The organism is Cupriavidus taiwanensis LMG 19424 (assembly GCF_000069785.1).
GTDB lineage: Bacteria > Pseudomonadota > Gammaproteobacteria > Burkholderiales > Burkholderiaceae > Cupriavidus > Cupriavidus taiwanensis.
In genome coordinates, this window is record NC_010528.1 from 1,298,391 (window position 1) to 1,319,553 (window position 21,163).

At 66.5% G+C, this 21,163-nt stretch carries 19 protein-coding genes and 2 tRNA genes; 14 read left to right on the forward strand and 7 right to left on the reverse strand.

Annotated elements, in window-relative coordinates; genetic code table 11:
• Positions 1–25 precede the first annotated feature (25 nt).
• The 9 genes from infC to RALTA_RS30245 all read left to right on the forward strand — a co-directional run bounded on the left by infC (position 26) and on the right by RALTA_RS30245 (position 6,584).
• Positions 26–547: a translation initiation factor IF-3 gene (gene infC / locus RALTA_RS06045; RefSeq protein ID WP_081479471.1), complete on the forward strand. Its 522-nt coding sequence runs from the start codon at positions 26–28 to the stop codon at positions 545–547.
• A gap of 167 nt (positions 548–714) precedes the next feature.
• Entirely contained in the window at positions 715–912 is a 198-nt protein-coding gene (gene rpmI, locus RALTA_RS06050; protein WP_006575466.1) for a 50S ribosomal protein L35, read from the forward strand.
• A 28-nt stretch (positions 913–940) separates the two neighbouring features.
• Positions 941–1,297 (forward strand): 50S ribosomal protein L20, encoded by a 357-nt coding sequence (gene rplT, locus RALTA_RS06055; protein ID WP_008650487.1) that lies wholly within the window; start codon positions 941–943, stop codon positions 1,295–1,297.
• Between the two features lie 237 nt (positions 1,298–1,534).
• The gene (gene pheS / locus RALTA_RS06060; protein ID WP_012352553.1) at positions 1,535–2,566 is read left to right on the forward strand and encodes a phenylalanine--tRNA ligase subunit alpha; all 1,032 of its coding nucleotides are present in this window, start codon (positions 1,535–1,537) and stop codon (positions 2,564–2,566) included.
• Positions 2,567–2,626: 60 nt separating this feature from the next.
• On the forward strand, positions 2,627–5,074 hold the full coding sequence (pheT, locus tag RALTA_RS06065) for a phenylalanine--tRNA ligase subunit beta (RefSeq protein ID WP_012352554.1): 2,448 nt from the start codon (positions 2,627–2,629) through the stop codon (positions 5,072–5,074).
• Between the two features lie 87 nt (positions 5,075–5,161).
• The gene (locus tag RALTA_RS06070; RefSeq protein WP_012352555.1) at positions 5,162–5,572 is read left to right on the forward strand and encodes an integration host factor subunit alpha; all 411 of its coding nucleotides are present in this window, start codon (positions 5,162–5,164) and stop codon (positions 5,570–5,572) included.
• A 117-nt stretch (positions 5,573–5,689) separates the two neighbouring features.
• A complete protein-coding gene (locus RALTA_RS06075; protein ID WP_012352556.1) occupies positions 5,690–6,115 on the forward strand; it encodes a MerR family transcriptional regulator in 426 nt (141 codons plus the stop codon).
• Positions 6,116–6,170: 55 nt separating this feature from the next.
• Positions 6,171–6,247 (forward strand) — tRNA-Pro (locus RALTA_RS06080).
• 196 nt (positions 6,248–6,443) lie between these two features.
• Complete coding sequence (locus RALTA_RS30245; RefSeq protein WP_018006801.1) at positions 6,444–6,584, forward strand: hypothetical protein; 141 nt, start codon at positions 6,444–6,446, stop codon at positions 6,582–6,584.
• 15 nt (positions 6,585–6,599) lie between these two features.
• Here the strand turns inward: RALTA_RS30245 and RALTA_RS06085 are convergent, their stop codons facing one another.
• Positions 6,600–6,824, reverse strand: coding sequence for a DUF2188 domain-containing protein (locus tag RALTA_RS06085; protein ID WP_012352557.1), 225 nt, complete (start codon positions 6,822–6,824; stop codon positions 6,600–6,602).
• A gap of 297 nt (positions 6,825–7,121) precedes the next feature.
• Entirely contained in the window at positions 7,122–7,382 is a 261-nt protein-coding gene (locus RALTA_RS06090) for a hypothetical protein (protein WP_012352558.1), read from the reverse strand.
• A 185-nt stretch (positions 7,383–7,567) separates the two neighbouring features.
• Here RALTA_RS06090 and RALTA_RS06095 point away from each other — a divergent pair, with 185 nt between their 5' ends.
• Both RALTA_RS06095 and RALTA_RS06100 read left to right on the forward strand, forming a co-directional pair.
• On the forward strand, positions 7,568–7,954 hold the full coding sequence (locus tag RALTA_RS06095; RefSeq protein ID WP_012352559.1) for a hypothetical protein: 387 nt from the start codon (positions 7,568–7,570) through the stop codon (positions 7,952–7,954).
• 572 nt (positions 7,955–8,526) lie between these two features.
• The gene (locus tag RALTA_RS06100; protein WP_012352561.1) at positions 8,527–8,868 is read left to right on the forward strand and encodes a hypothetical protein; all 342 of its coding nucleotides are present in this window, start codon (positions 8,527–8,529) and stop codon (positions 8,866–8,868) included.
• Positions 8,869–8,889: 21 nt separating this feature from the next.
• On the opposite strand, the gene RALTA_RS06105 is transcribed toward RALTA_RS06100, so the two are convergent.
• Positions 8,890–13,743 (reverse strand): NAD-glutamate dehydrogenase, encoded by a 4,854-nt coding sequence (locus tag RALTA_RS06105; protein ID WP_012352562.1) that lies wholly within the window; start codon positions 13,741–13,743, stop codon positions 8,890–8,892.
• A gap of 178 nt (positions 13,744–13,921) precedes the next feature.
• Entirely contained in the window at positions 13,922–14,473 is a 552-nt protein-coding gene (locus RALTA_RS06110) for a hypothetical protein (protein ID WP_041232112.1), read from the reverse strand.
• A gap of 388 nt (positions 14,474–14,861) precedes the next feature.
• On the opposite strand from RALTA_RS06110, the gene RALTA_RS06115 reads away from it, so the two are divergent.
• Positions 14,862–16,379: an acetyl-CoA hydrolase/transferase family protein gene (locus RALTA_RS06115; RefSeq protein WP_012352564.1), complete on the forward strand. Its 1,518-nt coding sequence runs from the start codon at positions 14,862–14,864 to the stop codon at positions 16,377–16,379.
• Between the two features lie 67 nt (positions 16,380–16,446).
• On the opposite strand, the gene RALTA_RS06120 is transcribed toward RALTA_RS06115, so the two are convergent.
• The 3 genes from RALTA_RS06120 to RALTA_RS06130 form a co-directional block, all read right to left on the reverse strand.
• A complete protein-coding gene (locus RALTA_RS06120; RefSeq protein ID WP_012352565.1) occupies positions 16,447–16,806 on the reverse strand; it encodes a hypothetical protein in 360 nt (119 codons plus the stop codon).
• Positions 16,807–17,130: 324 nt separating this feature from the next.
• Positions 17,131–18,111: a tripartite tricarboxylate transporter substrate binding protein BugE gene (locus tag RALTA_RS06125; protein WP_012352566.1), complete on the reverse strand. Its 981-nt coding sequence runs from the start codon at positions 18,109–18,111 to the stop codon at positions 17,131–17,133.
• Between the two features lie 355 nt (positions 18,112–18,466).
• Positions 18,467–18,542, reverse strand: a tRNA-Lys gene (locus RALTA_RS06130).
• A gap of 142 nt (positions 18,543–18,684) precedes the next feature.
• Here RALTA_RS06130 and RALTA_RS06135 point away from each other — a divergent pair.
• Both RALTA_RS06135 and RALTA_RS06140 read left to right on the forward strand, forming a co-directional pair.
• A complete protein-coding gene (locus RALTA_RS06135; RefSeq protein WP_012352568.1) occupies positions 18,685–19,593 on the forward strand; it encodes a LysR substrate-binding domain-containing protein in 909 nt (302 codons plus the stop codon).
• A gap of 144 nt (positions 19,594–19,737) precedes the next feature.
• Positions 19,738–21,126: an 8-oxoguanine deaminase gene (locus RALTA_RS06140; RefSeq protein ID WP_012352569.1), complete on the forward strand. Its 1,389-nt coding sequence runs from the start codon at positions 19,738–19,740 to the stop codon at positions 21,124–21,126.
• Positions 21,127–21,163: the final 37 nt, after the last annotated feature.

The following is a 21,163-nucleotide window of genomic DNA, read 5'->3' on the forward strand; positions in this document are numbered from 1 at the left end:
TTTTGTCTTCTTGAGGTAACGCAACATCGCTACGGACAAAGGTCATCGCATCAACCGGGAAATCAGCGCGCCTGAACTGCGCCTGGTAGGGGTTGATAACGAGCAGCTCGGCATCGTCAAGTTCATGGACGCTCTGCGGCTGGCTGAGGACAAGGACTTGGACCTGGTGGAGATCGCCCCCAACGCGACTCCGCCCGTCGCCCGGATCATGGATTACGGGAAGTTCAAGTACGAGGAAGCCAAGCGCGCCCACGAGGCCAAGCTGAAGCAGAAGATCATCCAGGTCAAGGAAGTCAAGTTCCGGCCGGGTACGGATGACGGCGACTACAACGTCAAGCTGCGCAACCTGAAGCGCTTCCTGGAAGATGGCGACAAGACCAAGATCACGCTGCGGTTCCGTGGTCGCGAGATGGCCCACCAGGAAATCGGCGCGCGCATGCTCGAACGCCTGAAGGCGGACCTGGAAGAAATTGGCCAGGTCGAGCAGATGCCGAAGATGGAAGGGCGCCAGATGGTGATGGTGCTCGCCCCCAAGAAGAAGAAGTAATTCTTGCGCGGTGCAGCGGCCGGGATGCCACGCATCCCGGTGTTGCTTCGTGCGGAAGTCGCGCGTGTCCTGCAAGGGGCGTCGCGCAACAACAAGTGGATGCGGGTCTTGCAAGCGTCGGCGTCAGCCGTCCACCTGCATGCATGTCATATGAGCTGGAGTTTTTCATGCCGAAGATGAAGACGAAGAAAAGCGCTTCCAAGCGCTTTACTGCCCGTCCGAACGGTTCGTTCAAGCGTGGCCAGGCCTTCAAGCGTCACATCCTGACCAAGAAGACCACCAAGAACAAGCGTCAACTGCGCGGTACTCAGGACGTCCATGAGACGAACCTGAAGTCGGTGCGCGCGATGATGCCTTACGCATAACCCCTGACGACAACGAAAGGAGAATTACATGCCTCGAGTAAAGCGTGGGGTCACTGCACGGGCCCGTCACAAGAAGGTTATCGACGCTGCCAAGGGTTACCGCGGCCGTCGCAATAATGTCTATCGCATCGCCAAGCAGGCGGTCATGCGTGCTGGCCAGTACGCGTACCGCGATCGCCGCAACAAGAAGCGCGTGTTCCGCGCCCTGTGGATTGCGCGTATCAACGCCGCGACGCGTGAGCATGGCATGACCTACAGCGTGTTCATGAACGGCCTGAAGAAGGCTTCGATTGAACTGGACCGCAAGGTGCTGTCGGACATGGCTATTCACGACAAGCCTGCCTTTGCCGCCATCGTCAACCAGGTGAAAGCCACCGTTGCCTGATGCCGGCTCCGGTAGCGCGTAAGCGCCGCCGGGCAAGCACCGACCGCAAGGTCGACCGCTGACCGCAAGGTCCGCTGAAACGGGGCTCCTCACCGAGCCCCGTTTTTATTTGCGGTTCCGGATACCGTTTTGCGCCAGCCGCTGAGACGGCATCCGGAAACGCATACCGCACGTAGTGCCAACCCACGTCGGCCAGGATGCTTCCGGCCGACGCCAGAACACTCCACGACCGCCGCCATGTCTCAGGATCTGGACCAAATCGTCGCCGACGCCCAGGCCGCCTTCGCCGCCGCCAACGACAACGCCACGCTGGAAAACGAAAAAGCCCGCTTCCTGGGCAAGACCGGCGCGCTGACCGAACTGCTCAAGGGGCTCGGCAAGCTCGACCCGGAAACCCGCAAGAGCGAGGGCGCGCGCATCAACCAGGTCAAGCAGCAGGTCGAAGCCGCGCTGCAGGCGCGACGCCAGGCGCTGGCCGACGCGCTGATGAACGCGCGCCTGGCCGCCGAAGCCATCGACGTCACGCTGCCGGGCCGCGCAGTGGCGCGCGGCAGCCTGCATCCGGTGATGCGCACGTGGGAGCGCGTCGAGCAGATCTTCGGCTCGATCGGCTTCGACGTGGCCGACGGTCCCGAGATCGAAACCGACTGGATGAACTTCACCGCGCTGAACAACCCGGACAACCACCCGGCGCGTTCGATGCAGGACACCTTCTACGTGGACGGCCGCGACAGCGAAGACAAGCTGCTGCTCCTGCGCACGCACACCAGCCCGATGCAGGTGCGCTACGCCAGGATGCATGTGGAGAAGTACGCCGGCAAGGCGATGCCGCCGATCAAGGTGATCTGCCCGGGCCGCACTTATCGCGTCGACAGCGACGCCACCCACTCGCCGATGTTCAACCAGGTTGAAGGCCTGTGGATCGGCGAGGACGTCAGCTTTGCCGACCTGAAGGGCGTGTACACCGATTTCCTGCGCAAGTTCTTCGAGCGCGACGACATCCAGGTGCGCTTCCGCCCGTCGTACTTCCCGTTCACCGAGCCCTCGGCGGAAATCGACATGGCCTTCGGCAATGGCAAGTGGCTGGAAATCTCCGGTTCGGGCCAGGTGCACCCGAACGTGCTGCGCAACATGGGCCTCGATCCCGAGCGCTATATCGGTTTCGCGTTCGGCTCCGGCCTCGAGCGCCTGACCATGCTGCGCTATGGCATCAACGACCTGCGCCTGTTCTTCGAGGGCGATGTGCGCTTCCTGCGCCAGTTCGCCTGACCGGCGCACCGTCAAAACTCGTCACCGACTACACCGAATACTTACCGGATCAGAAGCGCCATGCAATTCTCGGAATCCTGGCTTCGCACCTTCGCCAACCCTGAAAAGATTTCCACCGACGCGCTGTCGCACAGCCTGACCATGGCCGGCCTCGAAGTGGAAGAGGTGGGCCCGGTCGCGCCGCCGTTCGACAAGGTGGTGGTTGCGCACGTGCTGTCGACCGAGCGCCATCCCAATGCCGACCGCCTCAACGTATGCCAGGTCGATGCCGGCACCGGCGAGACCCTGCAGATCGTCTGCGGCGCGCCCAACGTCAGGCCCGGCATCAAGGTGCCGTGCGCGCTGGTCGGCGCGGTGCTGCCGCCGGCAGAGGATGGCGGCAAGCCGTTCGAGATCAAGGTCGGCAAGCTGCGTGGCGTGGACAGCTACGGCATGCTGTGCTCGGCGCGCGAACTGAAGCTGTCGGAAGACCACGGCGGCCTGATGGTGCTGCCGGACGACGCGCCGGTCGGCCAGAACATCCGCCAGTATCTGGACCTGGACGACCAGGTCTTCGTCATCAAGCTGACGCCGAACAAGGCCGACTGCCTGTCGATCCACGGCGTCGCGCGCGAAGTGTCCGCGCTGACCGGTGCCGCACTGAACCTGCCCGACATGCAGCCGGTGCCGGTGACGATCCAGGACAAACTGCCGGTCAAGGTGTCGGCGCCCGATCTCTGTGGCCGCTTCTCCGGGCGCATCATCCGCGGCGTCAACGCGCGTGCCGCCACGCCGCTGTGGATGGTGCAGCGGCTCGAGCGCTCGGGCCAGCGCAGCGTGTCCGCGCTGGTCGATATCTCGAACTACGTGATGCTGGAGCTGGGTCGTCCGTCGCACGTGTTCGACCTGCACAAGATCCACGGCGGCCTGGACGTGCGCTGGGGCCGCAAGGGCGAGCAGATCAAGCTGCTGAACGGCAACACCATCGAGGTCGACGAGCAGGTCGGCGTGATCGCCGACGAAAAAGAGATCGAGAGCCTGGCCGGCATCATGGGCGGCGACAGCACCGCCGTCACGCTGGACACTACCGACATCTACCTCGAAGCCGCCTTCTGGTGGCCGGCCGCGATCCAGGGCCGCAGCCGCCGCTACAACTTCTCTACCGACGCCGGACACCGCTTCGAGCGCGGCGTGGACTACGCCACCACGGTCGAGCATATCGAGCGCATCACCGCGCTGATCCTTGCCATCTGCGGAGGCCAGGCCGGCCCGGTGGACGACCATGTGGTCAACCTGCCGGTGCGCAAGCCGGTCAGCCTGCGCGTGGCGCGCGCCGAGCGCGTGCTTGGCATCGAGCTGTCGCCGGCGGCCATCGCCGACGTGTTCCAGCGGCTGCAGCTGCCGTTCACGCGTACGCAGGGTGCCGAAGGTGAGTTGTTCGAAGTCACGCCGCCGAGCTACCGCTTCGATATCGAGATCGAGGAAGACCTGATCGAGGAAGTCGCGCGCATCTACGGCTTCGAGCGCATTCCGGCGCGCCCGCCGGTCGCCGAGAGCGAAATGCGCCCGACCAACGAAGGCAGCCGTTCCACTCACGTGGTGCGCCATGCCGTGGCCGCGCGCGACTATCAGGAAGTGATCAACTTCGCCTTCGTCGAAGAGAAGTGGGAGCGCGACTTCGCCGCCAACGACCAGCCGATCCGCCTGCTGAACCCGATCGCCAGCCAGCTGGCGGTGATGCGCTCGACGCTGATCGGCGGGCTGGTCGACAAGGTGCGCTACAACCTGAACCGCAAGGCCGCGCGCGTGCGCCTGTTCGAGGTGGGCCGGGTGTTCCATCGCGACGCCGGCGTCAAGGACGGCGGCCTGACCGTGGCCGGGTATGACCAGCCGATGATGGCCGCGGGCATCGCCTACGGCCCGGCGTTCGAGGAGCAGTGGGGCATCGCTACGCGCAACGTCGACTTCTTCGACGTGAAGGGCGATGTCGAGGCGCTGTTCCATCCGCGCGTGCCGCGCTTCGAGCCGGTATCGCATCCGGCGCTGCACCCGGGCCGCGCCGCGCGCGTGCTGCTCGACGGCAAGCCCGTGGGCGTGGTTGGCGAACTGCATCCGCGCTGGCTGCAGGAGTATGAGCTGGCGCATGCACCGGTGCTGTTCGAACTGCGGCTCGACGCGCTGCGCGCCACCGGCCTGCCGGCGTACACCGAGATCTCCAAGTTCCCCGCCGCCGTGCGCGACCTGGCCGTGGTCGTGAAGCAATCGGTACGCGTGCAGGACCTGCTCGACGCCATGCGCGCGGCCCTGGAAAAACAGGGTTACGGCCGCTTCTGCCAGGGCCTGGTGCTGTTCGACGAGTTCCGTCCCAAGGGCGCTTCCACGGCCATTGGCGCGGACGAGAAAAGCCTTGCGTTCCGGGTGACCTTGCAAGATACTGGGTCGACCCTCCAGGACGAAACCGTCGACAGCGCGGTGCGCTGCATGGTCGACGCGCTGACCGAAGCCTTCCAGGCGCGGCTGCGCGGTTGATCCGTCGCCAGGACCGACGGAGCACGATAAAAAGGGCGCCCGGGCTCGCCCCGGGCGGATCGCCAGACAGATACTCGAGCGATCGACATGAATGATCGAGACGCGAATTCCATGACCGCTGCAGCACTGGGTGAGATGAGCGACCGGCAGGCATCCTCCCTTGACGATGCAATGCCGGAAGCCCGCGCGACCGAAGTTCCCACGCTGACCAAGGCCGAGCTTGCCGAGATGCTGTTCGACCAGGTGGGCCTGAACAAGCGTGAATCGAAGGACATGGTCGAGGCCTTCTTCGACGTCATCCGCGAAGCGCTGGAGCAGGGCGACAGCGTCAAGCTTTCCGGCTTCGGCAACTTCCAGTTGCGCGACAAGCCCCAGCGGCCCGGCCGCAATCCCAAGACCGGCGAAGTCATCCCGATCACCGCGCGCCGCGTAGTCACGTTCCACGCCAGCCAGAAGCTGAAGGGCCTGGTCGAAGAACGCGCCGGCATCGCCGGCTGACGCGTCACCCGAACGGCGGATTGCTTCCCGAGGCCGGCATCGGTATTCTTCTCGGCGCGCGCGTGACGCGCGCCAACCTCCTGGCCGGCATGGCCTGACGCTCGTCTACACCTCTGCATGTCGGACAAACCCAGCGACCGCATCGCGTTGCCGCCGATCCCGGCCAAGCGCTACTTCACCATCGGTGAGGTGAGCGAGCTTTGCGCCGTCAAGCCGCACGTGCTGCGCTACTGGGAACAGGAGTTTACGCAGCTCAAGCCGGTCAAGCGGCGCGGCAACCGCCGCTACTACCAGCACCATGAAGTCCTGCTGATCCGCCGCATCCGCGAGCTGCTGTACGAGCAGGGCTTCACCATCAACGGCGCGCGCAACCGGCTCGACGAGGGCCGTCATCACGGCGCCGCCACGACAGCTCAGCAATCGATGGAAACCGCCGCGGAGAAAGCGCCGGCGCTGTCGGTCGACATCGCGGGTCTGCGCAATGCGCTGGTCGACGTGCAGCACCTGCTGGCGCAGTTGCGCGAGATCGCGAAGCACGGATAATTTCCACGTCAGGAGCTAGTCATACGAGAAATGCTTCTGTTATAATCTTTTGCTTCGGGGCGTAGCGCAGCCTGGTAGCGTACCTGCATGGGGTGCAGGTGGTCGGAGGTTCAAATCCTCTCGCCCCGACCAGACAAGAAACCCGCTTGGCAAATCGCCAAGCGGGTTTTTTTTATTGCCGTGCCCGGATCGCGGTATGCGCGACGTCGCGCCTGGAACAAGGCGCGGTCACCGCGTGTGCGAAGCCATGCGGTCGTGGCCGTTTTTCGATTGCGTCCATTGCACCTATAGTGGTGGCACAGTGGACTTCATCGCGACGGAGAGGGCAATGTCGGACAAGGGCAACGGAATCGCAGGCACCACATGCATCGCGCTGGCAGTTGCCGGGCTGGCATTGACTGCATCGCTTGTGCTGGCTTATTACGCGACGCGCGCGCGCGTGGAAGGGTTGCGCGCCAGCGGAGGCTGAAGCGCGGCGGCCGGTTCAGCCCGGGATGTCGCGAGGGTCATTGCCAAAGCTGTTGCGCATTCGGATACGGCCGTCGCGGCCGTGGACGAGCAGTTCCGCGTGGAGCTGCCGGGCTTTTTCGGTGCCCGCGGCGATCGCGTCTTCTTGCGTCGCGTAGAGCTGGCGTCCGCCCGTACCGTCTTCGGATTCAATGGCCCAGCCGCTTTCGAGCGGTACGACGTGGATGTTCCTGGCTGGCATGGCGCACCTCCGTTGTGGAAGATGCCCTAGTCTCCACGCTGCTTGCCGCGGCCGGTATCGGTGGCCGTCTGACAGCGCCAGTGTCTTTTGAGGCGCAGTTCGCCTTGGGGTGGTCTGACGATGCGATGGCGCGGGCCGGAAACCGGAAAAGGCGCCGGGATACCGGGGTGCTTACGGCATGACGCTCATGTGCGGGCGCGTAGACTGGCCCGGCTGTACTCACCAGCCCGCCCGCATGCTCCGCCGCGGCGGGCTGTTTTTTTATGCGGGCGCATTGCCGAAATCAAAGGGCGTAGCTTAAAGCAAGGCGAACCGCGCTTGCGCGGGGCCGACCAGCGCCGGACGGCTTACCGGATAGCGGTGGCGCATGCCTTGCGCCTCGAACGACAGGAAATCCGGCGTCCAGCGCAGCGATTGCAGCTGGCGTGGCTCGATGCCGTCAACCAGGATGGCGCCGGCGTTCACGCAAACGCTGCCGCAGCGCAAGCGCACGGATTCGCTGTCGTCGCCGAAGTAATAGGCTTCGAGCAGGATGGATTCGGACTGGTACAAGGGCATGGCAGTGTCCTGATACTGTATGGATGTACAGTATAGCGGCGGCGTGCCGTTCGGTCATCCTCCAGATTCTCAAAACTGGCCATCGGCAGGGCGGTACGTGACCGGCTGCCTGGTATAACCTGAAACCGATGACAGCGCCCATCACGCTGTCTTGCCGGGACCGCCGGATCGCTACAGGAGATGCCATGACTGGGAGCGGAAGCAAAGCCTGCTGGTTCGGCCTGGGCGTGCTGCTGGGCGCCGTCGCCGGCGGCGCGCTGGCGTGCTCTGCCCGCACCGCTGCCGCGCAGCGCGAATTGCGACAGCCCGATGCGCCGCTGTTGCCGGCCGACGTCACCGCGGACCAGGTGCTCACCGATGCCGCCACCGACGTGGTCGAGTACCGCGGTTTCGTCATCCATGTGTTTTGCCATGCCTTGGGGATGGGGCGGTTCAAGGCCCTGTGCGATATCTGGGAATCGGGCGCCGTGGTGCTCGAAGGCGGGGCGCCGCCGACCACGCATGCCACGCCGGACGAGGCACGCGCCGCCGCGATTGCCTGGGCGAAGCAATGGGTGCAGCGCAATGGCTGACGGAAAGGGCGACAACGGCGAGGCCGCGGAATCTGCGGCAAATCGACCCGCTGCCCGCCAACAGGCCTGATAATCGCGCCTGCGTACGCGCGGACCGTTTCGGTGGCGCGCCGGCGCTCGTGCCAGGACACGCACCGGCACTCTCCAGGAGAATTCATGTTTGTTTGTGGGAACCAGGCTTGCGGCGCGCGCTGGAAGCAGGATGAGGTGCAGATCCGCGATGAAGGGCAGGGCCCCGTGTTCCGCTGCCCGCAGTGTGGAGCCCGCAATCACGTGAAGGCTCGCAAGGCAGCGGATGGCAGCACGACGTATCGCCAGGTCCCCGCCAAGGCAGCGGGAAACACGGCGGGAAACACGGCGGGAAAGGCAGCCGGAACGTCCGCCGAAAAGCCGGCGCTCAAGCGGGCCGCCAGGGCACAGGCAAGGGCACCAGCGCCGGGCCGCGCGAAGCACGGCGCCAAGCCAGCACAGCGGTAGCCCCCCTGCGGCAAGGCATGTCACCCCACCTGTGTGGGGTCAAATTCACATCGTTGGCGGCTTAAGCTAGTTTAGGCAGGACCGTTAAACACAACATGGACTTTGCCGACCCTTCCCACGACCCCGCTTCCAATGCCGAACGCATGGGCTGGGCGAACGCTTCGCCCGAAGTTATCGCCAGGGTGTTGAACTCGGCGCTGGCGGCGCAGGACCTGTCCGGGTTTGCCGCGCTGCTGTCGGACATCGCGCGCGACCGCGGCCTGAAGGGCGAGCGCTCTGCGCACCAGTCGATCTATGACATGCCGTACGCCAGCCTGTTGCCGAGGCAGAAGCACCTGCTGTCCGATGCCTTCGAGCTGCTGATCCTGCTCGGCCTCGAGCTGCGTCCGTGCGGCGACGACGCCGATGCGGACATCGGCGCCGGCTCCGACGAGTAAGCCGCCGGACTCGGGGCGCGGCTAGCTTCGCTCCAGCATGCCGATCTCGCGCACCGCGACCGACAGCATCGACAGCCCCGCCGCCCCGGAAGCGCGCTGGTCCGCCAGCATGCGCGTGAACCGTTCGAGTGCGCCGTGGCGGCTGGCGCGCCAGGCGTCGATCATCGCTTCCGGCGAGGACTGATCGCCCGACTGCGACAGCACGCTGACCGTCAGCGCGCGCTTGAGCCGTCCCAGGTCTTCCAGCGTGGTGGTGCGCGCCAGCAGGTCCCAGTGGGTATCCGACGGCAAAGCCAGCGCGCGTTCGCGCAGCCAGCTGAAGCTCAGGTGGCTGTCCAGCGCGAAGTAGACCCCCGCCACCAGATCCAGGCTGCGCTCGCACGCAGCGGCCACTTCGGCAATATCGAGCGCCGCGGCGGAAATCTCGCTGCCGGCCACGCGCATGGCAAGTGTCTCGCCCACTCCCGCCTCGATCAGCGCACGCGTGTGCTCGGTCAACGCGGCGGCATCCGCCTGCGGCAAGAGTTGCGGCAACCGGGGCGCCAGCCATTGGGCCGCCTGCGCAAAGCGCGCCAGGTTCTCGGTGGCGCTGCTGCCGCTGCGCAGATAGCGGATGAACCACAGGCAAGCGCGCTCCAGCAGCAACGCCACCGAGCCGAACATGCGCGCCTGCTCGGCGTCTGCCACGCGATTGTCGAGCGCGTCGATCTCTTGCCACAGCGCGGTCAGGCCGAACACGTCGCGCGCGATCAGGCAGGCGCGCACGATGTCGGCGGGTCGCGCATCGGTTTCTTCCATGATCCGGTGCACGAAGGTGGCGCCGATGCGGTTGACCAGCATATTGGTCAGGTGCGTCGACAGGATTTCGCGCCGCAGCGGATGACGCTGCATGGCGTCGCCGTAGCGCTGGCGCAGCGGCACCGGAAAGTAGTCCGCAAGCAGGCCGGCAACCAGCGCGTCTTCCGGCACGTCCGAGCCCAGCAGTTCGTCGTACAGCCACATCTTGCTGTAGGCGAGCAGCACGGCGCGCTCGGGCGAAGTCAGTCCTTCGCCGGCCAGCTTGCGCTCGGCGATGTCCTCGTCCGAGGGCAGGAACTCGAGCGCGCGGTTCAGGCGCCCGGCGCGTTCCAGCCAGCGCACCAGGCGCGCCTCGCCGTCGAGCCGCGCGGCGCTGCTGCGGCCGGCCACTGACAGCGCCTGGGTCTGGTAGTAGTTGTCCTGCAGCACCAGCAGGCCGACTTCGTCGGTCATCTCGGCCAGCAGCTTGTTGCGCTGCTTCTCGGTCATCTCGCCGTCGGCGACCACCAGGCCCAGCAGGATCTTGATGTTCACTTCATGGTCGGAGCAGTCCACGCCGGCCGAGTTGTCGATGGCATCGGTGTTGATGCGGCCGCCCTTGCGCGCGAACTCGATGCGGCCCAGCTGGGTGAAGCCCAGGTTGCCGCCTTCGCCCACTACCTTGCACCGCAGGTCGCTGCCATTGACGCGCACCGCGTCGTTGGTGCGGTCGCCAGCCTGCAGGTGCGTCTCCTGGCTGGACTTGACGTAGGTGCCGATGCCGCCGTTGTAGAGCAGGTCGACCGGCGCCATCAGGATGGCATGGATCAGTTCGGCCGGCGACAGCGCCGTCGCCGTGATGCCGAGCACCGCCTGCACCTGCGGCGACAACGGGACGGTCTTGGCCGTGCGCGGAAAGACGCCGCCGCCCGCGGAAATCAGCGTGGCGTCGTAATCGGCCCAGCTCGAGCGCGGCAGGCCGAACAGCCGTGTGCGTTCCTGCAGGCTGCGCGCCGGGTCCGGATCGGGATCGAGGAAGATGTGGCGGTGGTCGAATGCGGCCACCAGCCGGATATGCGGCGACAGCAGCATGCCGTTGCCGAACACATCGCCCGACATGTCGCCGATGCCGGCCACGGTGAAGTCGGTGGCCTGGATGTCGACGCCCATCTCGCGGAAGTGCCGCTTGACCGATTCCCACGCGCCGCGCGCGGTAATGCCCATTTTCTTGTGGTCATAGCCGACCGATCCGCCGGACGCAAAGGCATCTCCCAGCCAGAACCCGTATTCGGCCGAGATCGCATTGGCAAAGTCCGAGAACGTGGCCGTGCCCTTGTCGGCGGCTACCACCAGGTAGGGGTCGTTGTCGTCGTGGCGCACCACGTCGGGTGGCGGCACCAGTTCGCCGCCGACGAGGTTGTCGGTCAGGTCCAGCAGCCCCCGCAGGAAGGTCTGGTAGCAGGCAATGCCTTCGCGCAGGAAGGCGTCGCGGTCGGTGGGCGGGGGCGGGCGCTTGACCACGAAGCCGCCCTTGGAGCCGACCGGCACGATCACCGTGTTCTTGACCATCTGCGCTTTCATCAGGCCCAGCACTTCGGTGCGGAAGTCCTCGCGCCGGTCCGACCAGCGCAGCCCGCCGCGCGCCACGCGTCCGCCGCGCAGGTGCACGCCTTCGACGCGCGGCGAGTAGACCCAGATCTCGAACATCGGGCGCGGCTCCGGCAAGCCCGGCACCAGCGCGGGATTGAACTTGAACGACAGGTACGGGCGCGGCTGGCCGTCCTCGCCACGGTGGAAATAGTTGGTGCGCACGGTGGCGTTGATCACGCCAAGGAAGAGCCGCAGGATACGGTCTTCGTCGAGGTTGGGCACCTTGTCCAGCGCCGTGCCGATGTCGGCCAGCAGCTTGTCGCAGCGCGCCTGGCGCGCGGTGTCGGTGGCCACCTGGCTGAAGGTGTCGAAGCGCGCCACGAACAGTGCCACCAGCATCGCGGCAATGCCCGCGTTGCCGGTCAGCGCGCGCTCGATATAGGCATCGCTGAAGGTCGAGCCCACCTGCCGCAAGTAACGTGCGTACGCGCGCAGGATGGTCACGTCGCGCGCGGCCAGTTCGGCGCGCAGCACCAGGCGGTTGAGATCGTCGTTCTCGATCTCGCCGTGCCATGCGCGCGCGAAGGCGTCTTCGAACAGCGCCTTGACGCGCGCGATGTCGAAATCCGCGGCGCCCCCGCTGTCGGCGATCTCGAGCCCGAAGTCGTGTACCCATACCGGCTCGCCGCTGTCGGGCTCGATCAGGTAGGGGCGCTCTTCGTCGACGCGCACGCCCAGGTGCTCCAGCATCGGCAGGCTCAGCGACAGCGCGATCGGTGCGCCGGCACGGTACACCTTGAAGCGGAATGCGCCGGGCGCGGCTTCGATCGGGCGGTACAGGTTCATCGCCATGCCGTTGCCGCGTACCGCGTGCTCCATCAGCTCGATATCGCGCACCGCGGTGCGTGCTGGGTAGTCTTCGCGATAGCCGGCGGGGAACGAGCCGCCATAGCGCTGCAGCAGCCGGTTGCCCTGCTCTTCGCCGTGGCTTTCGTGCAGCGCTTCGGCGAGGTCGTCCTGCCAGCGGCGGCTGGCATGCACGATGCGCGCTTCCAGCTCCTGCGTGTCGACCTTGGGCATGGTGCCGGGCTCGCCGCGCACGGTCAGCTGGATGCGCGCCAGCGGCGATTCCGACAACAGCGGCGTGAATTCGCAGCTGGTGCCGTGGAAGGCCGCGGTCAGCAGCTTCTGGATCTTCTGGCGCAGGTCGGTGTTGTACTTGTCGCGCGGCACGAACACCAGGCACGAGACAAAGCGGTCGAAGCGGTCGCGCCGCACGAACAGCCGCGTGCGCTGGTGTTCCTGCAGCCGCAGGATGCCGGTGGTGATGTCGAACAGCTCGTCCTCGGTCGCCTGGAACAGTTCATCGCGCGGGTACTGTTCCAGGATGGTGACCAGGGACTTGTACAGGTGGCCTTTGGCAAGGAAGCCGGCGCGCGCCAGGATGTTGGCGCACTTGCGCCGCACCAGCGGGATGTCGGCGATCGGCGCCATGTAGGCGGTCGAGGTGTACAGGCCGACGAAGCGCCGCTCGCCGAACAGCTGTCCGTTTTCGTCGAGCAGCTTGACGCCGACGTAGTCGAGATAGCCGGGCCGGTGCACGGTGGCGCGCGAATTGGCCTTGGTCAGGAAGATCGGCGCGCTGCCTTCGATGATCGCGGTGGCCGCCGCCGGCAGCGGGGTCAGGTCTTCGGCGTCGGGCTCGCGCAGGCTCTCGCGCAGGATGCCGGCGCCGGAGCCGGCCACGCCGCGCAGGTAGTAGCGGCTGTCGCGCGCGATCAGCTGGTAGTCGCGCTGCCCGAGGAAGGAGAAATGGTCGTCCATCATCCATTCCAGGAAGGCGCGCGCCTCGACGCTTTCCGGCGCGGCCGCGTCCGGCGCCTGCGCCATGGCGCCGATGGTGGCGCGCGTGATCTCGCACATCTTCGGCCAGTCTTCCACCGCGGCGCGCACGTCGACCAGCACCTGCGAGATGCCGTTGCGCAAGGCGTCGAGGCGCGACGATTCGCCGGTGCGGTCGATCTCGAAATGGATAAAGGACTCCAGGCGCGAGCTGTCGCCGGCCTCGCCGGCGCCGGCGGGGGCGATCCGCTCGATGCCGTTGCCGCCGCGCCAGACGCGGAATACGGGGTGGATGGCCGAATGCAGCGCCAGGCCCTGGCGATTGATCTCCATCGTCACGGAGTCGACCAGGAACGGCATGTCGTCGTTGACGATCTCCACCACGGTGTGGTCGGAGTGCCAGCCATGCTCTTCCAGGTTGGGGTTGTAGACGCGGATGCGGGCGCTGCCGGGGGTGAACTTCTGCGCCGTCTGCCAGTGCGCCATTACCGCACCGTACAGGTCGGCCACTTCGCGTTGCAGCAGGTCTTCGGCGTCGGCCTGGTCGTAGTAGTGCTGCAGGAAGGGGGCCACCACGTTGACCATCGCCGCCGGCAGCCGCCCGCGCGCGAAGGTGGCCAGTTCGTCCAGCAGGTGCGCGACCTTGTCTTCGTTCTCCTGCGGCATGTTCCCCTCCTCGCGGTGTCGATGGGCCGCCGGAGCATGTGCCGGGGCATGCTCATACTTTAGGAAAAATCCGAGTACCCGGCGCAACAAAGTGGCGGGTACCGGCGCTGACAGGGGAGGGGAGGCCAGCCAGGCCCCGGCGGCAATCCGCGGGACCGGCCTGGCCGGGCTCAGGCGATCAGAAGCGAGCGGCGAGGCCGGGGCTGGAGGCGGGGCGATGTGCCACCGGCGGCAGGCCGGGGCAAGGCAACGGTTGCGTGTACCGCTCCTGGCGAGGGGCCTCGGCCACGGCCCTGGCCTGGCGCGAGGTGTGGCCGTCCAGCGTGGCTTTCATCCGGTCCAGCAGGCTGCCCAGCGCGGCACGCTCCTGCGAGTTGAAGGCCGCCATCGAGACGCTGTGCAGCGCACTCAGGGCCTGCGCGGTACGTTGCACTCGCGCGGTGGCGCCTTCCGCGATGCGCGGCGCCAGCGTCGCGGTGTATTCGATCCAGCCGTCGCGGCGCAGCTCGTCGAGCATGGTTTCCGATTGCGCCGCATCAATGGGCATCGGACCAGGCAACGGCAAGCCGCGCTTGAAGGCACCCTGGCGGATGGCCCGCAGCAACAGCCACTGGGAATAGTTAAGGCCCGAGGCGCGCAGGGTCTGGTCCAACGCACCTTGCCAGGCGGTGACTGCGTCAATCAGGGCAAGGACAACCGGCTCGCTGGGTTCGAGGGGTCTTGGTTGCATGAATGGCGTCTCCTGTTGTGTTTTGCCGCCACCGCAATGCACAGGCACCCGCAGGGGTGCAAGGGGCCGGAGCATGGCCGGCCCGGGCGGCACGGCCGCCGCAGCCTCTGGGGTGGGCTGGGTCGACCGAACGGCGAGACTAACAGAATCTTTTGCCAGATTTGTGACAACTGCGGGAATGTCCTGAGCCGAACCCGCGCGATAGTGGCGGCTGCTGCGCGAACCGTCCGCGAAATTATGAAAAAAGCGACTGGGATGAATGACTTTAAATCATCGCTGGAATAGGCGTGGCTGGCTACACTGCCTGCCGGAGACCCCGCGACCAGCCACCCGGCCCGCACGGGGCGAGCGGCGCAGGCACGGGCCGGCCGTCAGACCGGAGATCAAGATGGACAAGGAACGCATTCGCCTGGCCAGGCTGCATGACAAGGTAGTCTCGGCCGACGAAGCCGCCGCGCTGATCCGCGACGGCATGACGGTAGGCATGAGCGGATTCACGCGCGCGGGCGACTGCAAGGAAGTGCCGTTCGCGCTGGCGCGGCGCGCGGCCGCCGAGCCGCTGCGCATCACCCTGATGACCGGCGCCTCGCTCGGCAACGACATCGACCGGGTGTTGGCGGAAGCCGACGTGATCGCGCGCCGGCTGCCGTTCCAGTCCGATGCCACGCTGCGTCGCAAGATCAATGCGGGCGAAGTGATGTTCATCGACCAGCATCTGTCCGAAACCGTCGAGCAGCTGCGCTCGGGCCAGATCGCGCCGGTGGACGTCGCGGTGGTCGAAGCGGTCGCGATCACCGAGCAGGGCGGCATCATCCCCAGCACCTCGGTGGGCAATTCGGCCAGCTTTGCCATGCTGGCACGCCAGGTGATCGTCGAGATCAACCTGAACATGCCGCTGGAACTGGAAGGGCTGCACGACATCTATTTCCCGGTGCAGCGCCCGTACCGCCAGCCGATCCCGCTGATCGCGCCGGCGCAGCGCATCGGCCTGCCGTATATCCCGGTCGACCCCGAGAAGATCGCCGCCATTGTCTTCACGGCCAAGGATGACAGCCCGTCCAACGCGCTGCCGCCGGATGCCGACACGCGCCAGATTGCCGGCCATCTCAATGAATTCCTGCTGCGCGAAGTCCGCGCCGGGCGCCTGTCGCCGTCGCTGCAGCCGCTGCAGGCCGGCATCGGCACCATTGCCAATGCCGTGCTGCACGGAATGATCGCGTCGCCGTTCCGCGACCTGCAGATGTATTCGGAGGTGCTGCAGGACAGCACCATCGAACTGCTGGACGCGGGCCGGCTCGCCTTTGCCTCGGCCTCGTCGGTGACGCTGACGCGCGAGGTGTACCAGCGCTTCCTGTCGAACCTGGACCGCTACCGTTCGCGCCTGCTGCTGCGGCCGCAGGAAATCAGCAACCATCCGGAGATCTTGCGCCGGCTGGGGCTGATCACCATCAACACGGCGCTCGAGTGCGACATCTACGGCAATGTCAACTCGACCCATGTCGGCGGCACGCACATGATGAACGGCATCGGCGGTTCGGGCGACTTTGCCCGCAATGCGCACCTGTCGGTGTTCGTCACCAAGTCGGTGGCGAAGGGCGGCGATATCTCGAGCATCGTGCCGATGGTGGCGCACGTGGACCATACCGAGCACGACGTCGACATCATCGTCACCGAACACGGCTTGGCCGACCTGCGCGGCCTGGCCCCGCGCGAGCGTGCGGGCACCATCATCGCCAACTGCGCCGACCCGCAGTACCGCCACCTGCTGGGCGATTATTTCCGCCGCGCCTGCGCGCACGGCGGCCAGACTCCGCACCGGGTGGAAGAGGCGCTGTCCTGGCATGCCGCGTTCCGCGACCGCGGCACCATGCAGCCGGCGCGGCCGGCGCAGGCGCTGGCCGCCTGAGCGCAGGCGGCCCGGCAAAAAGAAAACAGCCCGCTCGCGCGGGCTGTCTTGCCAGACGAAGGCGGCGTTATTGCGCCTTGGTGCCCTGGCTGGCGGGCGCCTTGGCGCCATCGGTGTAGGGATCGGCCTTGCCAGCCTTGGCGCCGTCGGTGTACGGGTCGTACTTGCCGGACTTGGCGCCATCGGTGTTCGGGTCGAACTTCTTGCCGGAGTTGGTCAGTTCCGACTTGGTCGATTGTTTGGCGCCGTCGGTATACGGGTCGAACTTGCCCGACTTGGCCGCGCCCTGGTTCGGCCCGGCTTTCTTGGTGTGGCTGCCGCTGTAGAGATCGCCGCCTTCCGTGTAGTTTTTCTGCGCATATGCCTGGGTCGCGCCAAGCGCGGCCAGGGCTGCAACGATCAGGGGGGGAATGGACTTCTTCAGCATCTTGTTATCCTCGCGAATGACGGCCGCGCAGCGCCTGCGCGAAACCGGTTTTGGGGCCGGACGTTGGCCGGTCGACTGCCGGCGCGTGTGTTGCGGAGCACCCGGTAAATGTACCGAGTCAGCGCGTGTCCGCAAAGTGAAAGTTTCTTCTATTCGTATTGAACGTTACCGGCACGGAGGGCGTGCTGTGCGGGATCAAATGCGGCGGAAATAGGAAGAATCTGAGTGGTGCGCGGCGCATTTACCGGCGCCGCCTCATAAAAAAACCGGCTGCCGAGGCAGCCGGCTTTACGTTCCGGCGGTGGCCGATGCCGCCGGAGAGGCTTATTCCAGCGTGATGTTCTGGTCGCGCGCGATCTTCTTGCGCAGGTCCAGCTCGCGCTTGATCTGCGCGGCATATTGCGCCGGGGTGTTGCCGTCGGTGTAGGCCCCGCTGTCGGCCAGGCGGCGCTTGACGTTGGGGTCTTGCAGCGCCTTGACCGCAGCGTCATGCACCCGCGTGATGATCGCCGCCGGCGTGCCGGCCGGCGCCACCAGGCCGTACCAGGCCATGTTGTTCATGTCCTTCATGCCGGCTTCGGCAAAGGTCGGCACGTCGGGCAGGCCCTCGACGCGCTTGGGCGCCGCCACCGCCAGCGCGCGCAGCTTGCCGGCCTGGATATGCGGCATCGACGACGGCAGGTTGTCGAATTGCGCGTTGACCTGGCCCGCCAGCGTGTCGTTCAGCGCCGGGCCCGACCCCCGGTAGGGGATATGGACCATGTCGGTCTGGGTGATGTCCTTGAACAGTTCCCCATCCAGGTGCGAAATGCTGCCCTTGCCGGCCGAGGCATAGCTGTACTTGCCGGGATTGGCCTTCAGCATCGCCACGAATTCCTTCAGAGTCTTGGCCGGAACCTTCGGATTCACCGTCAGCACGTTGGGCACGTTGACCAGGTTGGTGATCGGCGCGAAGTCCTTGAGCGGATCGTACGGATTCTTGGGGTTGGTGGCCGGGTTGGTCGCCATGGTGCTGACCGTGGCGATGCCCAGCGTGTAGCCGTCCGGCGCGGACTTGGCCAGCGCGTCGGCGCCGATGGCGCCGCCGCCGCCGCCGCGGTTTTCCACCACCACCGGCTGGCCCAGTTCACGGCCCAGGCCGTCGGACACCGCGCGCGCCACGATATCGGTGGTGCCGCCGGCCGCGAACGGCACGATCAGCCGGATCGGCTTGGCAGGGTAGGACTGGGCGTGCGCCAGGCCGGCGTGGGCCAGGCCAAGGGCCGCGATGCAGGCGGCTGCGCCGGCGTTAAGGACTGCTTTCAAGGAGGGCCTCCATTTCTTCTTTCACTGATTCGCCAGCCGGGCTGCAGGCGTCTTTGCGGATCGGGTTAAGGATCCGGCGTCCCGCGCTGTCAGCGCTTCCCGTGCTGGCATGACCAGGCCGTGCCGGGATGCGGTACGGCCGGCATCTTGTGATAGTTCCGCGATACGGAACTATGTTCCACAACATGCGCGGGAGCGATTCAACCGGGAAAGCGCGTGCAGGGGAATTGGTGACAACCCGCGTATCAAGAAACGGGCTGCGCTGCCGACCGCGCGCGAAGCCGCGGCGGGGCTGTCGGAAGACGTGCGAAAAAGCAAAAAGCCGGAAGCAAGCTTCCGGCTTTTCTGAATTCACTGGTGGGGCGTGAGTGACTCGAACACTCGACCTACGGATTAAGAGTCCGCTGCTCTACCAACTGAGCTAACGCCCCAACGAAGAAAAAGATTGTAGCAAGGTATCGGATGCGACGCAATAGCCTTCGCGGCATTTTTTAGGAATGACTGGCCGCTACAATGCCAGGCCGCCGTCATGCGCGTCCGCGCCGGCACCGCATCCACCTGTTTGCCAGACCCATGCACGCCAGAGTCCTACGCTATCTCGACGAGGTCGTCCGCCGCGGCTCCATCCGCAAGGCCGCCGAGCACCTGCACGTGGCGCCGACCGCGGTCAACCGGCAGATCCTGGACCTCGAGGCCGAACTTGGCGCGCCGCTGTTCGAGCGCATCAACAAGCGCCTGCGCCTGACGCCGCTGGGCGAGATGGTGCTGGCCCACGTCCGCCAGACCCTGCGCGAGCATGACGCGCTGCGCGAGCGCATCGAAGACTTCAAGGGCGCCCGCCGCGGCGAGGTCACGGTGGCGGTGACAGCGGGCCTGGCAGGGTCGCTGATGCCGTCGCTGGTGCATGACTTCCGCCAGCGCTATCCGGGCATCGTGGTGCGCGTCAATGACCTGCCAGTGGCCGACATCGTGGCGGCGGTGGAGCAGGGCGATGCCGACCTCGGGCTGGGCTATGACCTGCCGGAACTGCCGGCGTTCCGCGCGCTGGCCAGCAGCGACTGGCAGATCGGCGCGGTGGTGCCGCCGGGCCATGCGCTGGCGGCGCGGCCATCGGTGCTGTTGAGCGAATGTGTCGGCTACCCGCTGATTCTGCCGGCGCGCGCCTTGTCGATCCGCGGCATCCTGGATGCGGCGTTCGCGCGCAATGCGATCGAAGTCTCGCCGGTGGCGGAGTCGACCTCGACAGTGCTGATCCGGCAACTGGTGCTTCTGGGTACCGGCATTGCGCTGCTGAACCCGCTCGACGTGATGGAGGAGCGCGCGCGCCAGGCGCTGGTGTACGTGCCGTTGCGCGACCGCCACCTGCAAGGACAGACGCTGACGCTGGTGGCGCGCGCCGGCGGCCAACTCAGTGCCGCGGCGGGGCTGATGGCCGAGCGCATCAGCGACGCGATGGCGATGCTGTTCGCGCAGGCACGCTGAGCCGGCACCGCTGGCGGGTGTCCACTTTTTGTGGACAGTCTGCTCGGAATTCTGCGCTTGGGACGCGGCACCACGCCGCCGTAGACTGGCGGCGATCGTATCCGACCGACCTCTCATTTTTCGCACCATAGAAGGAATTCCGCCATGACCCTGATTGCCCTCAATGCCGACGTCCTCGTGACCATGGATGCGCAACGCCGCGAGATCCGCGACGGTGCGCTGGTCGCCGAGGGCCCCGCCGTGCAATGGGTCGGCCCCACCGCGGAACTGCCGCCGCAATACCGGCGCATGGTCGACGACGGCAGCGCGCAGGTGCTCGACATGCGCGGCCGCGTGGTCACGCCCGGGCTGGTCAACACGCACCATCACATGTACCAGAGCCTGACGCGCGCGGTGCCGGCGGCGCAGGATGCCGAGCTGTTCTCGTGGCTGACCAACCTGTACATGCTGTGGTCGCACCTGACGCCGGAAATGATCGCGGTGTCGACCAAGACCGCGATGGCCGAGCTGATGCTGTCAGGTTGCACCACCACCAGCGACCACCTCTACCTGTTTCCCAATGGCTCGCGCCTGGACGATTCGATCGCCGCGGCGCAGGAGATGGGCATGCGCTTCCATGCCGCGCGCGGCTCGATGAGCGTGGGCCGCAGCAAGGGCGGGTTGCCGCCGGACGTGGTGGTGGAAGACGAGGCGGCCATCCTGCGCGACAGCCAGCGCCTGGTGGAGCAGTACCACGACAGCGCGCGCCACGCGATGCTGCGCGTGGTGCTGGCGCCGTGCTCGCCGTTCTCGGTATCGCGCGACCTGATGCGCGAGTCGGCGGTGATGGCGCGGCACTACGGCGTGTCGCTGCATACGCACCTGGCCGAGAACGACAACGACATCGCCTATTCGCGCGAGAAGTTCGGCCTGACGCCGGCGCAGTATGCCGAGGACCTGGGCTGGGTCGGGCACGATGTGTGGCACGCGCACTGCGTCAAGCTGGACGACGAGGGCATCGCACTGTTCGCGCGGACCGGCACCGGCGTGGCGCATTGCCCGTGCTCGAACATGCGGCTGGCATCGGGCATTGCGCCGGTGCGTGCGATGCGCGATGCGGGGGTGCCGGTGGGTCTGGGCGTGGACGGCAGCGCGTCGAACGACGGCGCGCATATGCTGGGCGAGGCGCGCCAGGCCATGCTGCTGCAGCGGGTGGGCTACGGTCCGGCCGCGATGAGCGCGCGCGAGGCGCTGGAAATCGCCACGCTGGGCGGCGCGCGCGTGCTCAACCGCGACGATATCGGCGCGCTGGCACCGGGCATGTCGGCGGACTTCGTTGCCTTCGACATGTCATCGGTCGGCTATGCCGGCGCCGGCCATGACCCGGTGGCAGCGCTGGTGTTCTGCACGCCGGCCAATGTCGCGGCCAGCGTGATCAATGGCAGGGAAGTGGTGCGCGACGGCGAGCTGCTCACGGCCGACTTGCCCGCGGTGCTGCTGCGCCATCGCGCGCTGGCGCGCACGCTGTTCGAACGGGCCAGCGTCGGCGCGTGACGCAATGCGGTGCGGCGGGGGCGGTGCCTCTGCCGTA